This is a genomic window from Streptomyces sp. NPDC093109, assembly GCF_040701725.1.
In the GTDB taxonomy this organism is placed as follows: domain Bacteria; phylum Actinomycetota; class Actinomycetes; order Streptomycetales; family Streptomycetaceae; genus Streptomyces.
This window is the reverse complement of sequence record NZ_JBFBEZ010000015.1, coordinates 1-12,222: the sequence shown is the minus strand read 5'-3', so window position 1 is coordinate 12,222 and position 12,222 is coordinate 1. Positions and strand designations below refer to the sequence as shown.

Below are 12,222 nucleotides of genomic sequence, written 5' to 3'. Positions count from 1 at the left end.
GCCTCCCGCTGAGGGGGCGTCCTGCCGCTACGCGGGGGATGGCCGCTACGCGGGGGATGCGACGCGGTTGGCCGCCTCGTGTGCCTTGAGCCGCTCCAGCAGTTCCTGCAGCGACTTCATCGGCCGGCCCTGCCGCCGGCCCTCTTCGAGGCTGTCGTACATCGCTCCGATGTCCTGCGCGCGGACCTTTCCGCCGTGGTGGAAACGGTTGAACGCCGCGAGGTCCATCGGCCGCGTTCCCCGTTCCATGTTGATCTGCACCTTCGCGTTCATACGGGGCCCCATGGCCAGGGCCAGCAGCCTGCCCCGCCAGCCGTTCCGCGGCAGGGTCATGATCTCGCGCTGGGCCGCGCAGGTGAGTTTCCAGAGCTCCTTGTTCTTCGCGACCGTGGCGAAGTCGGGCCAGCCCGCGATCTCCCACGCCGTGTAGAGCGGAAAGCCGATGGTGTTGAAGATGGAGTCCATCTCCCTGCTCATCCGGGCGCAGCGGGAGACACCGGAGCTGTCGTAGAGGGCGGCGAACCGCTTGGCGGCGGCCGGGTTGCCTGTGTCGAGGCGGAAGCCGATCCGGTTCTTCGGATGCCGGTAGCAGATGCCGGCCTGCGCCACCTTCGCCGGGTCTGTCGGCGCGTGGATGGGAAGATTTGCCGCGGACTGATGGGCGAGCATGCCGAGGAACCCGTGCAGCAACCGGTCGTCGGGTATGCCCAGGACCTCCAGGAAGTGCTCACGCACACCGATGCCGAAGGCGCTCATGATGACGGTCGCGTCGGACGGGCGGATGAGGTCGCCGAGGGCGCGCAGTGTGGCCGCGCCTCCCTCGGTGCGGGCGGTGTGCCCGTCCAGTGTGATCATGACGAACTCGAAACGCCTGCCCGTCAGTGCGGCGACGTCATCGACGGCGTGGTAACCGGTGAAGGTCTTCAGCGAGTTGTCGTCGTAGCAGTAGAGCTGTTGTGTGGCATCGATGGCGGACCTGTCGAGGTAGGTGATGTCGGCACCGGCCAGGCTGAGGTGATAGCCGATGGGCAGTCCCGTCGCGCCGGCTCCGACGATCAGGATGGAGGGCTTGTTCATGAGAGATCAATCCTGGTTGCTCGTGAGGGTTGGATTGTGGCGGGAGGACTTCTCCGCCCGTGTCGGCCGCGGCTCTACCAGGCGACCGGGAGTTCGCGCACGCCATAGGTGCTCTGGTCCGTCCGGAACATCACTTCTTCCATCGGCACCGCCAGCCGCAGCCCCGGCAGCCTGCGCAGCAGCGTGGGCAGTGCGATCTGCAGTTCCACGCGGGCCAGTGCCTGTCCCAGGCACTGGTGGATGCCGTAGCCGAAGGCGAGGTGCCCGCGGGGGTTGCGGTCGATGTCGAATTCGTCGGGCCGGTCGAAGACGGACGCGTCACGGTTCCCGGCCGGCATATTCATGACGATGCCTTCGCCTGCCCGGATGAGCTGCCCGCCGATGGTGACGTCCTCGATCGCCACGCGCAGGACCACGTCCTGGACGATGGTCAGGTAACGGAGGAGTTCCTCGACCGTGTTGGCAATCAGGGCCGGATCGTCGGTGTCGCGGATCCGGGCGAGCTTGCCGGGGTTCCGCAGCAGGGTCAGTGTGCTCAGGCCGATCATGTTGGCCGTGGTCTCGTGCCCGGCGAACAGCACCGTCAGCGCGTTCATCACCACGGTCTCCCGGGTGATGTCACCGGTGGCCACCCGCTCGTGGACCAGCCGGCTGATCATGTCGTCGGCCGGCTCCTTCTCCTTGCGGTCCACCAGTTCCATCAGATAGGCGAAGAGCGCCATGCTCGCCGCCGCCGACTCCTCGGCCGCGGCCCGGTGGGAGATGAGGGTCTCACTGTGTTTCTGGAAGAACTGGTGGTCGGCGTAGGGAACGCCGAGCAGCATGGAGATCATCACGGACGGAACCGGGTACGCGTACCAGTGCACCAGATCCACCGGCTGCCCCTGGCCGATCATCTCGTCCAGGATGCCGTCGACGACCTCCTGGATCTTGGGTCGCAGCCGCTCCATCCGTTTGACCGTGAAGTCCCCGGTGAGCATGCGGCGCAGCCGGGCGTGCTCGGGGTCGTCCATCCGCGGGAAGGCCTGAGGCATCCCCTCTTCGCCCACCTGCGACTTCGGGAAACCGGGACGGGTGACGTCCGCACTGATCCGCGGGTCACCGAGGGCCTCGCGAATGTCGGCGAACCGACTCACCATCCATACCGGCTCCCCGTGCAGCATCGCCCGCTGCAGCCCCTCGTTCTCACGCCAGCCGGCCTGCTCCGCGGGCGGATCGAAGGGACAGCGCGCGTCACGCTCACCCGGGAAGGTGGGAAGGCCGGCGTGATCGTTCGCGGGAATCGTCCTGTCGGTCGTGCTCATGGGTCACTCCAATGGTGGTGGGGGGGATTACGCGGCGGCGACGGTGTCGAGGGCCTTCGCCCAGGGGCTGCCGGCCGCGATGAGCGCCCGCCATGAGCGCAGGGTCCTCGGCGGTATGCCGACGCCCAGCACTCCGGCAAGCCGGTCTCCCGTGCGGTACGCGACGAGAAGACGTCCGTTGGGTGCGTCGTCCTCGACGACCGCCGCCTCGTCGTGGCCGCGCAGATACCCGTACGCCTGGATCTTCATCTCGTACTGGTCGGACCAGAAGTACGGCACCGGGGCGAACGGCCGCCGCAGGCCCGGTTCTTGGGCGAGCAGGTTCCTGGCGACGGCCATGCCCTGCTCGGCGGCGTTGGTACGGTGCTCGATACGCATCGCCGTTCCGAACAGCGGGTTGTGCCAGCGGGCCACGTCCCCGACCGCGTAGACACCGGGCGCGGCGGCGCTGAACTCGTCGCACACCAGCCCGTTGTCCACGGTCAGTCCACTGCTCTCCAGCCATTCGGTGTTGGGTACCGAACCGATGGCGATCAGTACGTCGTCGGCCGGGATCACACTCCCGTCGGCCAGTGCGACTCCGGTGACCTCACCGCCGACGGCGAGAACCCCGGCCACCGAGACCTCTGTGCGCAGTTGGACTCCGTGGTCGTCGTGGGACCGGGCCAGCCACTTTCCGGTGTGCTCGCCGACGGCGAGCGCCATCGGAACCGGGGCCGTCTCCAGCACGGTCACGTCCACTCCGAGCCCACGTGCGACAGCGGCCACCTCCGCGCCGATGAACCCCGCGCCGACAATCACCAGCCGCCGCCCCGCAAGGAGTCGCGCCTTCAGCGTCAGCGCGTCGTCCAGCGTGCGGAGCGTGTGCACTCCCGCCACGCCCTCGGGGCCAGGCAGGCGGCGAGGACGCACACCGGTCGCCACGACCAGGCCGTCGTATGCCGACCGGGAGCCGTCGGCCAGTGTCACCGTGCGTGCGGCCACATCCAGCCCGGTCGCTCTTGTGCCCGGGCGCAGGTCCAGCTTCAGCGCGTCGATGTCGTCCTTTCCCCGCAGCGGCAGCCTGTCGGGCTGCCACTCACCGGTCAGGATCTGCTTCGACAGCGGCGGACGGTCGTACGGCAGAAGGGGCTCGTCGCCGAGGACGGTGATGGCGCCCTCGTACCCGAAGCGGCGCAGTGCCTCCGCGGTGGCCAGCCCACCGGCCGACGCGCCGACTATCACGATCCTGTTCACGACTCCACCAGGTGGATCGCGGCGGCCGGACAGACCATGGCGGACTCACGGACGGCGTCGTACTGCTCCGGCCCGGGTTCCTCTGCCAGGAGCACCACCATGCCGTCTTCGTCGCGCTGGTCGAAGATGTCGGGCGCGACCAGAACACACTGCCCAGAAGCGACACACTTCGGAACGTCGACTTCCACTTTCATTCGCTTACCTCCTCGCGACCCCATAAGCGATAAGTGACTATCGCTTATGGGTCATCAAACCACGCCCCTTAGTGATAGTCAACTATCAAAAAATGGTCGACGGTGGCCGCCGTCACCCCGATCGCGCCGTCACCCCGATCGCGTGACTACAGGCTGGGGAACTTCCCGCCCGCGGGACCCCGGACGGCACCGGCGGCCAGTTCCCTGACCCTGGCGGCGGGTACCACCACCCCCGGGGTCTCCAGGAACCAGCGGTACCCCTCTTCCTGACCGGCCCCCTCGGGCGGCTGCCCCGGGAAGTACGGCTGGACGTAGACCGGGGTCTCGGGCTCGCTCCGCCAGCTGTCGGCCAGGGTGCCGATGTCCACGGCGTCGTAGCCGAGGATGTCCAGCAGGCGGGCCACTTCGGCCTTGGCCGCGGTGTCGTCGCCCGCGACGGGCAGGGCGCTGCGGTCGGCGGCGGCGGAGGGCCGGGCGCTGGTGAAGAGGCGGTGGAAGTCGATGTTGTTGAACGCCTTGACCACGCGGGAGTCGGCCAGGTGCCGCTGCACCAGTTCGCTGGAGGTCAGTTCCTGCGCGTCCAGCTCGTCGATGCGGCCGTCGCGCTGCGGGTAGTAGTTCATCGTGTCGATCACCGTCCGGCCGGCCAGGGCGGCGGCGGGCAGCCGGCCGTAGGCCTTCAGCGGAATGGTGGCCACGACCAGGTCACCGACCTCGGCCACCTCGGCCGGCGTGGCCGCGCGGGCGCGGGTGCCGAGTTCGGTGACGAGACCGGCGAGGGTCTCGGGGCCACGGGAATTACTGAGGACGACGTCCAGGCCGGCGGCCACCGCGAGGCGGGCCAGCGCGCTGCCGATCATGCCGGTGCCAATGAATCCAAGCGTCTTCGTCACGGTGCCACATCTCCAAGTGAGTTGATACAGCTGAAAGTTGGGAAAATGAACCCGACGTAACCGATACTCGGCTTTCACTTACCTCGGGGTAGCCAACCCTACGGCATACCGATAGTCAACTATCAACTGCTACTCTCTTGTACATGCCACCCGACACCTCACGGCGACTACGCGCCGACGCCGCGCGGAATTCCGAGAGGATCCTGCGGGCCGCGCGGGCGGTGTACGCCGAAAACGGTCCCGACGCCATGCTCGAGGACATCGCCCGGCGCGCCGATGTGGGCATCGCGACGCTCTACCGCCGCTTCCCCAACAAAGAGACGCTCGTCCGGGCAGCCATCGAACAGAGCGTCGCCGAGCAGCTCACTCCGGCCATCGAGCAGGCCCTGGCCGACGACGACCCCAAACGCGGCCTGACCACCCTGCTGGAGGCCACGCTGTCCATGGCGGCCCGCGAGCGCAACACCCTGGCCGCCGCCGACCACTCCGGCGCCCTCACCGCCGAGGTCGTGGCTCCGTTCCTCGACTCGCTGATGCTGCTCACCCTCCGGGGACAGCAGGCGGGTGTCATCCGCGGCGATCTCGTCCCCGACGACATGCAAAGAGTCATGGGGATGCTCATAAGCGTCCTGTGGAACATGGACCCACAGAGCGAAGGCTGGCAGCGCTACATCACACTCGTCCTGGACGCCCTGTCTCCCGTAGGCGCCAGCCCTCTCCCTCCCGCGACTCCGTTGTGGGAGTGCCGCTGAAGGCGATCCGGCCGGTCAGGCGTTGGAGTCGGCCGGACGCAGGGACTGGAGGGCGCCTTCGATCTCCAGGTCGATCAGCCGTCGCGCCTCCAGGGGCTGATGGTCGAACATCCCCGTGAGTTCGAGACTCACGATCCCGTGGACGCGTGACCGGATCAGGACGGCGGCGCGAAGCCCGCGCTCAGGTCCAGCTGGAACGGGGAGCCCGCGCGGGCCGGTTCCCAGCCGCACCCCCGTGCCTCACTGATGGCTGAGGCAGCATCCGACGGCCCGGCAGCGAGCTCTCCCTGTACGGGCACCGGGCGCCTCGGCCCCGAGGCCCGGCGCCGGTAGCGGAGCCCCGCTCAGCTCAGCTCAGCTCAGCTCAGCTCAGCTCAGCTCAGCTCAGGATCGTCGTCAGGAACTCACCCGTCCACGCCAGCAACTCCCGCCCCACCACCGGCTTCCCGCCGATCTTCCCCGCCGTCGGGCGCGGCACCAGGATCTGGTGGGCCGCCGGCTTGATGACCGTACGGGGGTGGAGCCGCTTCAGGCGCAGTTCCTGCGACTCGCGCAACTCCACCGGCGCGAAGCGGATGTTCGGGCCCTGGAGCACGATCTCTCCGACGCCGCACGCCCGCGCCAGCATCCGCAGGCCGGCCACCAGCAGCAGGTTCTCCACCGGCTCCGGGAGCTTGCCGTAGCGGTCGGTCAGCTCCTCGCGTACGGCCGTGATGTCGGCCTCCGTGTTCGCCGCGGCGATCGCGCGGTACGCCTGGAGGCGCAGCCGCTCGCCCGGGGCGTAGTCGTGCGGGACGTGCGCGTCGACCGGCAGTTCGATCTTGACTTCGAGGGGGGTCTCCTCGGGCTCGCCGCCGTCCACCGCCGCCCGGTAGTCCGCGACCGCCTCGCCCACCATCCGTACGTACAGGTCGAAGCCGACGCCCGCGATGTGCCCGGACTGCTCGCCGCCCAGCAGGTTGCCGGCGCCGCGGATCTCCAGGTCCTTCATCGCTACGTACATGCCCGCGCCCATCTCGGTGTGCTGCGCGATCGTCGCGAGCCGTTCGTGCGCGGTCTCGGTCAGCGGCTTCTCCGGCGGGTACAGGAAGTACGAGTACCCCCGGTCCCGGCCGCGCCCCACACGCCCGCGCAGCTGGTGAAGCTGCGAGAGGCCGAAGTTGTCGCCGCGCTCCACGATGAGCGTGTTGGCGTTGGAGATGTCGATGCCCGACTCGACGATCGTCGTCGAGACCAGCACGTCGAACTTCTTCTCCCAGAAGTCGACCACGACCTTCTCCAGCGCGCCCTCCGACATCTGCCCGTGCGCCGTCGCGATCCGCGCCTCCGGCACGATCTCGCGCAGCTTGGCGGCGGCCCGGTCGATCGACTCGACGCGGTTGTGAATGTAGAAGACCTGGCCCTCGCGCAGCAGTTCACGCCGGATCGCCGCGCCGATCTGCTTCTGCTCGTACGGTCCGACGAAGGTCAGCACCGGGTGGCGCTCCTCCGGCGGGGTGGTGATCGTCGACATCTCGCGGATGCCGGTGACGGCCATCTCCAACGTACGCGGGATGGGGGTCGCGGACATCGTCAGGACATCGACATTGGCCCGGAGCTTCTTCAGCTGCTCCTTGTGCTCGACGCCGAAGCGCTGCTCCTCGTCCACGATGACCAGGCCCAGGTCCTTGAACTTGGTCTCCGCCGAGAACAGCCGGTGCGTCCCGATGACGATGTCGACCGCGCCGTCCCGCAGCCCCTCCAGCGTCGCCTTCGCCTCCGCGTCGGACTGGAAGCGCGAGAGTGCCTTCACCGACACCGGGAACTGCGCGTACCGCTCCGAGAACGTGCCGAAGTGCTGCTGTACGAGCAGGGTCGTCGGTACGAGGACGGCGACCTGCTTGCCGTCCTGGACCGCCTTGAACGCGGCCCGCACCGCGATCTCCGTCTTGCCGTAACCGACGTCGCCGCAGACCAGCCGGTCCATCGGGACCGTCTTCTCCATGTCCTCCTTGACCTCGGCGATGGTGGAGAGCTGGTCGGGCGTCTCCACGTACGGGAACGCGTCCTCCAGCTCCCGCTGCCACGGCGTGTCGGGCCCGAAGGCGTGCCCGGGGGCCGCCATCCGCGCCGAGTAGAGCTTGATCAGGTCGGCGGCGATCTCCTTGACGGCCTTCTTGGCGCGCGCCTTCGTCTTCGTCCAGTCCGCGCCGCCGAGGCGGTGCATGGTGGGCGCCTCGCCGCCGACGTACTTGGTGACCTGTTCGAGCTGGTCGGTGGGGATGTAGAGGCGGTCGCCCGGCTGGCCGCGCTTGGCGGGCGCGTACTCGACGAGCAGATACTCGCGGGTCGCGCCCTGGACCGTACGCTGCACCATCTCCACGTACCGGCCGACGCCGTGCTGCTCGTGGACGATGTAGTCGCCGGGCTCCAGGGTCAGCGGGTCGATGGTCTTGCGGCGCTTGGCGGGCAGGCGCGCGCCGTCCTTGCCGGCGGCCTTCTGGCCGGAGAGGTCGGTCTCGGTGAGGACGGCCAGCTTGAGCCCCGGGTCGATGAAGCCATGGTCGATCGCGCCGCGCGCCACGTGGACGAGGGACGGCGTGATCTCCGCGAGTCCGCCCTCACCCGTGGGGTTGTCGAGCCGCGCCGGGATGCCCTCCCCGCTCAGCACCTCGACCGTACGGGCCGCCGTGCCGTGCCCCTCCGTGACGAAGACCGTGCGCCAGCCGTCCGCCAGCCACTGTTTCGTGTCGGCGAGGGCGCGGGCGGTGTCCCCCCGGTACGACTCGGGCGCGTGCATGCCGAGGGTGATCGCGTCGTCGTCGATCTCTTCGTCCACGGCGAACGGCGAGACGGACCACCACGCCATACCCAGCTCGCGCGCCCGGTCCCGTACGTCCGCGATGGACCACAGCGAGGCCGCGCCGACGTCGATCGGGGCCTCTCCGCCGCCCGCGCTCGCCGCCCACGACGCCTGGAGGAACTCCTGGCTGGTCGCGACGAGGTCGGCGGCCCGCCTCCGTACCCGCTCGGGGTCGCAGACCAGCGTCATCGCGCCCTGCGGCAGCACATCGAGCAGCAGCTCCATGTCGTCGACGAGTACGGGCGCGAGCGCCTCCATGCCCTCGACCGCGATCCCCTCCGCGATCTTGCCGAGCAGCTCGCCCAGCTCCGGGTGGACCTCGGCGAGGGCCGCCGCCCGCTCCCGTACCTCGGCCGTCAGCAGCAGCTCCCGGCAGGGCGGCGCCCACAGGCCGTGCTCGGCGACCTCCAGGGAGCGCTGGTCGGCGACCTTGAAGTAACGGATCTCCTCGACGTCGTCGCCCCAGAACTCCACCCGCAGGGGGTGCTCCTCGGTGGGCGGGAAGACGTCCAGAATCCCGCCGCGCACGGCAAACTCGCCGCGCTTCTCGACCAGCTCCACGCGCGCGTACGCGGCGGCGGCCAGCGCCTCCGTCACGGCGTTCAGATCGGCGCTCTGCCCGCTGCGCAGTGCGACCGGCTCCAGGTCGCCCAGCCCCTTGACCTGCGGCTGGAGCACGGACCGTACGGGCGAGACGACCACGCTGACCGGCCCGGCGCTCGGATCGTCCTTGGCCGGGTGCGCGAGCCTGCGCAGCACCGCGATCCGTCGGCCGACGGTGTCGGAGCGCGGCGAGAGCCGCTCGTGCGGCAGCGTCTCCCACGACGGGTACTCGACGACGGTGTCCGGATCCAGCAGCGACCGCAGCGCCGCCGCCAGATCCTCGGCCTCCCGCCCGGTCGCCGTCACGGCCAGCACCGGCCGCCCGGCCTCGCGCGCGAGCGCGGCGACGGCGAAGGGCCGCGCGGCGGCCGGTCCGACCAGGTCGACATGGGTGCGGTGACCGTCGGAGGCGGCCTTCACCGCTTCGGCGAGCGCCGGGTCGCGTACCACGGCGTCCAGCAGACCGTGCAGGCTCATGAAGGGGGTTCCGTCCGGGTCCGGGGGCGAGCGAGGGGGAAAGCGATGAGACAAGGCGGGGGCAGGCGGGGGCAGGCGGCGGGCATGGCTGAGAGCCCCGGCATGTCATACGGGTCATAAGGGCCGGGGGTTCTCCAGCGTACTTCCGCGCACTGACAGGCGCGGCCGGGAGCGGGAATGCCGGGAATGACAGCGGGTGCCGAGATCATTGGAACGTAACGGGTACCCCCCACGTTCCCGACGTTCCCGACCGACAGGAGAAGAGAGCAGCGATGCCACTCAAAGGCGAGTACGAGCCCAGCACCTTCCCGATGGCCCGCGACCAGGTCGAGCTGTACGAAGGCTCCGGCGGCACGGAGGGGACGACGATGCGCGGCCTCCCCGTCATCCTCCTCACGACCCTAGGCGCGAAGAGCGGCAAGATCCGCAAGAGCCCGCTGATGCGGGTGGAGCACGACGGCAAGTACGCGGCGGTCGCCTCCCTGGGCGGCGCCCCCAAGCACCCGGTCTGGTACTTCAACATCAAGGCCGACCCCCGGGTGGAACTCCGCGACGGCACCGAGCGCTGGGACATGATCGCGCGCGAGGTCACGGGCGAGGAGAAGGCGGCGTGGTGGGCGCGCGCGGTCGAGGCGTTCCCGGACTACGCGGAGTACCAGGAGAAGACGGATCGCGAGATCCCGCTCTTCGTCCTGGAGGAGTCCCCGACCCCGCACTGACGCGGACGGCTACGCCTTGTACGGGCGCCCCGGACCGGAGCAAACCGGCCCGGGGCGCGTTACTACCCGAACGAGTACAGACACGAATACGGGCTGACGGATACGGGCCGACGGGTACGGGCTGACGGATACGGGCCGACGCAGCCCCGATCAGGCGGCGGCCGGAAGCCACACCACCCGGGGCGAACACCCCTCCCCGCGCCCGAAGTACCGCGCCACGTTCTCGGGCGCCGCGAGCCGCAACCGGCCACCGCCCTCCACCCGCGTCACATCGGCCGCCCCGTCCTCGTGCGCCATCCCCCAGGCGACGACGGCGGCGTCCCGGCCCGACTCCCCCTCACCGTCGCGGTACTCCACGACGACGGCGAAGAACCGGGGCGCGGTGTCGCGGACAAGTTCGTACAACTCCTGCTCGAAATCGAACGACTCCGAGGCAGGGTCCTGCGGCGATACGGTCATCACGATCCCCTAACGGGCAGATGGGCATGGCGGATTGAGGGCGCCTTGTGGCGCGGGCCAGTTGATGTGGCCTGCTTCACACGATAATGGAGGCGCTAACATTCGCGGCACGGAAAAGTCTCATACATCAGAATGAGTGAAGGATTTCCATGGTCAGGAAGCAGCTCCCGACGATGCGACAACGGCGCCTCGGTACCGAATTGCGCAGGCTGCGCGAACAAGCAGACCTGTCCGTAACCAAGGCAGCCGCGCTCCTCGGCTCTTCCCAACCGCAGGTCAGCAGCGTCGAAACAGGCCGTTTCGCGGTGAGCGCGGACCGGGTCCGGTCCATGGCACGCAGCTACACCTGCGCGGATGAGGCCTTGATCGAAGCACTCGCCGCGATGACCGGCGGTCGAACACGTGGGTGGTGGGACGAGTACCGCGACATGCTTCCGCCGGACACCCTCGACCTGGCCGAACTGGAGCACCACGCCACCGCGATGCGGACAGCATCAGTGATCCACCTGCCGGGACTGCTCCAGACCCGAGCCCATGCTCACGCCGTGATCAGCGATGACGTACCGGCGCTGCCTCCCCACGAGGTGGAGCACCGGGTGTCCTACCGGATCAAGCGGCAGACGGTGCTCTACGGGGAGCATCCGACCCCACTGACGGCGATCATCCACGAAGCCGCCCTGCGCATGGGCTTCGGAGGGCCGGAGACTGCCCGAGCCCAGCTCAAATACCTACTCGACATGAGCGAGCGGGAACACATCACCCTTCTCGTGATCCCGTTCGGCGCGGGAACATTCCCCAGTTCCGGCCAGAGCATCTATTACATGACAGGAACGGCGCCGGCGCTGGACACGGTTCAGCTCGACTCGGACCACGGCGCCGCGTTCCTTGATGCCCAGCCGCAGTTGATCAAGTACCGAACCGTTCTGGACCGTATGGAGACTTGTACCCTCAAGCCAGCGGCGTCCCGCGATTTGATCCGCAGCATCGCGGAAGACCTCTGAGAAAGGGAGCACCGTGTCCGCCCTCAAGTGGCAGAAGTCCTCGTACAGCGCCAACGCGAACGGCTGCATCCACATCGCCGCAGCCGACGACGGCAACATCAAGCTTGTCGAAAGCGACAACCCCGACGTGATCGTCACCACCACCCCCGAGAAGCTCAAAGCCTTCATCCTCGGCATCAAAGCAGGCGAGTTCGACCACTTCGCCGAGGAACCCGACTCCCCCGACGCCTGACCGCAAGGCACACCCCCACGAAACCGCGACGGCCGATCGCCAACGGCATTGACGGGGCGAGCGCGCGAGGCGGGAGGGGGTCGCCCGGGGGGTCCGGCTGCACTGCCGGCCGGTTCGGGGTCCGGCGGCCCGGTGGACCCTGCGGGGCTGCGCACACCGTGAATGGGGCTGCCCGGCTCACCTCAGCGGCTGACGGCCGCCCGTTTACTCAGACTCAAGCCCCGCTGGTCACCGTGGGCTTGCTGTCTGCGGGTCAGTACCAAGAGGCGGACGGGGGCGGGGTGTACGGGGGCGAGAAGCTGAGCGTGGGGCGTGGGGCCGCCCCTCCTCTTGTCAGAGTCGCGCCTCCAGGGGAGGTGTAAAGGGCGCTCCTACGTCGCGTCGGCTGCGCCGACTCCGCTGCGCTACGCCCTTGACACCTCCCCTTCCGGCG

Annotated in this window: 12 protein-coding genes; 4 read left to right on the top strand and 8 right to left on the bottom strand. The window is 69.0% G+C overall.

The window, feature by feature from the left end:
- Window positions 1-45 precede the first annotated feature (45 nt).
- The 5 genes from AB0389_RS16475 to AB0389_RS16455 all read right to left on the bottom strand — a co-directional run bounded on the left by AB0389_RS16475 (window position 46) and on the right by AB0389_RS16455 (window position 4,704).
- The gene (locus AB0389_RS16475; protein ID WP_366396088.1) at window positions 46-1,077 is read right to left on the bottom strand and encodes a 2-dehydropantoate 2-reductase N-terminal domain-containing protein; all 1,032 of its coding nucleotides are present in this window, start codon (window positions 1,075-1,077) and stop codon (window positions 46-48) included.
- A gap of 74 nt (window positions 1,078-1,151) precedes the next feature.
- Window positions 1,152-2,381: a cytochrome P450 gene (locus tag AB0389_RS16470; protein WP_366396087.1), complete on the bottom strand. Its 1,230-nt coding sequence runs from the start codon at window positions 2,379-2,381 to the stop codon at window positions 1,152-1,154.
- A gap of 27 nt (window positions 2,382-2,408) precedes the next feature.
- A complete protein-coding gene (locus AB0389_RS16465; protein ID WP_366396086.1) occupies window positions 2,409-3,617 on the bottom strand; it encodes an FAD-dependent oxidoreductase in 1,209 nt (402 codons plus the stop codon).
- Window positions 3,614-3,811, bottom strand: coding sequence for a ferredoxin (locus AB0389_RS16460; RefSeq protein WP_366396085.1), 198 nt, complete (start codon window positions 3,809-3,811; stop codon window positions 3,614-3,616). The genes AB0389_RS16465 and AB0389_RS16460 overlap by 4 nt, the downstream gene beginning before the upstream one ends.
- 146 nt (window positions 3,812-3,957) lie before the next feature.
- Entirely contained in the window at window positions 3,958-4,704 is a 747-nt protein-coding gene (locus AB0389_RS16455; protein ID WP_366396084.1) for an NADPH-dependent F420 reductase, read from the bottom strand.
- A 143-nt stretch (window positions 4,705-4,847) separates the two neighbouring features.
- On the opposite strand from AB0389_RS16455, the gene AB0389_RS16450 reads away from it, so the two are divergent.
- A complete protein-coding gene (locus tag AB0389_RS16450) occupies window positions 4,848-5,456 on the top strand; it encodes a helix-turn-helix domain-containing protein (protein ID WP_366396083.1) in 609 nt (202 codons plus the stop codon).
- A gap of 15 nt (window positions 5,457-5,471) precedes the next feature.
- On the opposite strand, the gene AB0389_RS16445 is transcribed toward AB0389_RS16450, so the two are convergent.
- The gene (locus AB0389_RS16445; protein ID WP_366396082.1) at window positions 5,472-5,588 is read right to left on the bottom strand and encodes a hypothetical protein; all 117 of its coding nucleotides are present in this window, start codon (window positions 5,586-5,588) and stop codon (window positions 5,472-5,474) included.
- A gap of 247 nt (window positions 5,589-5,835) precedes the next feature.
- On the bottom strand, window positions 5,836-9,378 hold the full coding sequence (gene mfd, locus AB0389_RS16440; protein ID WP_366396081.1) for a transcription-repair coupling factor: 3,543 nt from the start codon (window positions 9,376-9,378) through the stop codon (window positions 5,836-5,838).
- A 272-nt stretch (window positions 9,379-9,650) separates the two neighbouring features.
- Here mfd and AB0389_RS16435 point away from each other — a divergent pair, with 272 nt between their 5' ends.
- Complete coding sequence (locus tag AB0389_RS16435) at window positions 9,651-10,097, top strand: nitroreductase family deazaflavin-dependent oxidoreductase (protein ID WP_366396080.1); 447 nt, start codon at window positions 9,651-9,653, stop codon at window positions 10,095-10,097.
- Window positions 10,098-10,247: 150 nt separating this feature from the next.
- Here AB0389_RS16435 and AB0389_RS16430 read toward each other — a convergent pair whose 3' ends face one another.
- Complete coding sequence (locus AB0389_RS16430; protein WP_366396079.1) at window positions 10,248-10,556, bottom strand: hypothetical protein; 309 nt, start codon at window positions 10,554-10,556, stop codon at window positions 10,248-10,250.
- Between the two features lie 149 nt (window positions 10,557-10,705).
- On the opposite strand from AB0389_RS16430, the gene AB0389_RS16425 reads away from it, so the two are divergent.
- Window positions 10,706-11,557 (top strand): helix-turn-helix transcriptional regulator, encoded by an 852-nt coding sequence (locus tag AB0389_RS16425; RefSeq protein ID WP_366396078.1) that lies wholly within the window; start codon window positions 10,706-10,708, stop codon window positions 11,555-11,557.
- 13 nt (window positions 11,558-11,570) lie between these two features.
- The gene (locus tag AB0389_RS16420; protein ID WP_366396077.1) at window positions 11,571-11,789 is read left to right on the top strand and encodes a DUF397 domain-containing protein; all 219 of its coding nucleotides are present in this window, start codon (window positions 11,571-11,573) and stop codon (window positions 11,787-11,789) included.
- Window positions 11,790-12,222 lie beyond the last annotated feature (433 nt).

Coding starts and splice junctions, on each gene's coding strand:
- AB0389_RS16475 (WP_366396088.1), bottom strand. CDS start 1,077: ATGAACAAGCCCTCCATCCTGATCGTCGGAGCCGGCGCGACGGGACTG.
- AB0389_RS16470 (WP_366396087.1), bottom strand. CDS start 2,381: ATGAGCACGACCGACAGGACGATTCCCGCGAACGATCACGCCGGCCTT.
- AB0389_RS16460 (WP_366396085.1), bottom strand. CDS start 3,811: ATGAAAGTGGAAGTCGACGTTCCGAAGTGTGTCGCTTCTGGGCAGTGT.
- AB0389_RS16450 (WP_366396083.1), top strand. CDS start 4,848: ATGCCACCCGACACCTCACGGCGACTACGCGCCGACGCCGCGCGGAAT.
- mfd (WP_366396081.1), bottom strand. CDS start 9,378: ATGAGCCTGCACGGTCTGCTGGACGCCGTGGTACGCGACCCGGCGCTC.
- AB0389_RS16435 (WP_366396080.1), top strand. CDS start 9,651: ATGCCACTCAAAGGCGAGTACGAGCCCAGCACCTTCCCGATGGCCCGC.
- AB0389_RS16430 (WP_366396079.1), bottom strand. CDS start 10,556: ATGACCGTATCGCCGCAGGACCCTGCCTCGGAGTCGTTCGATTTCGAG.
- AB0389_RS16425 (WP_366396078.1), top strand. CDS start 10,706: ATGGTCAGGAAGCAGCTCCCGACGATGCGACAACGGCGCCTCGGTACC.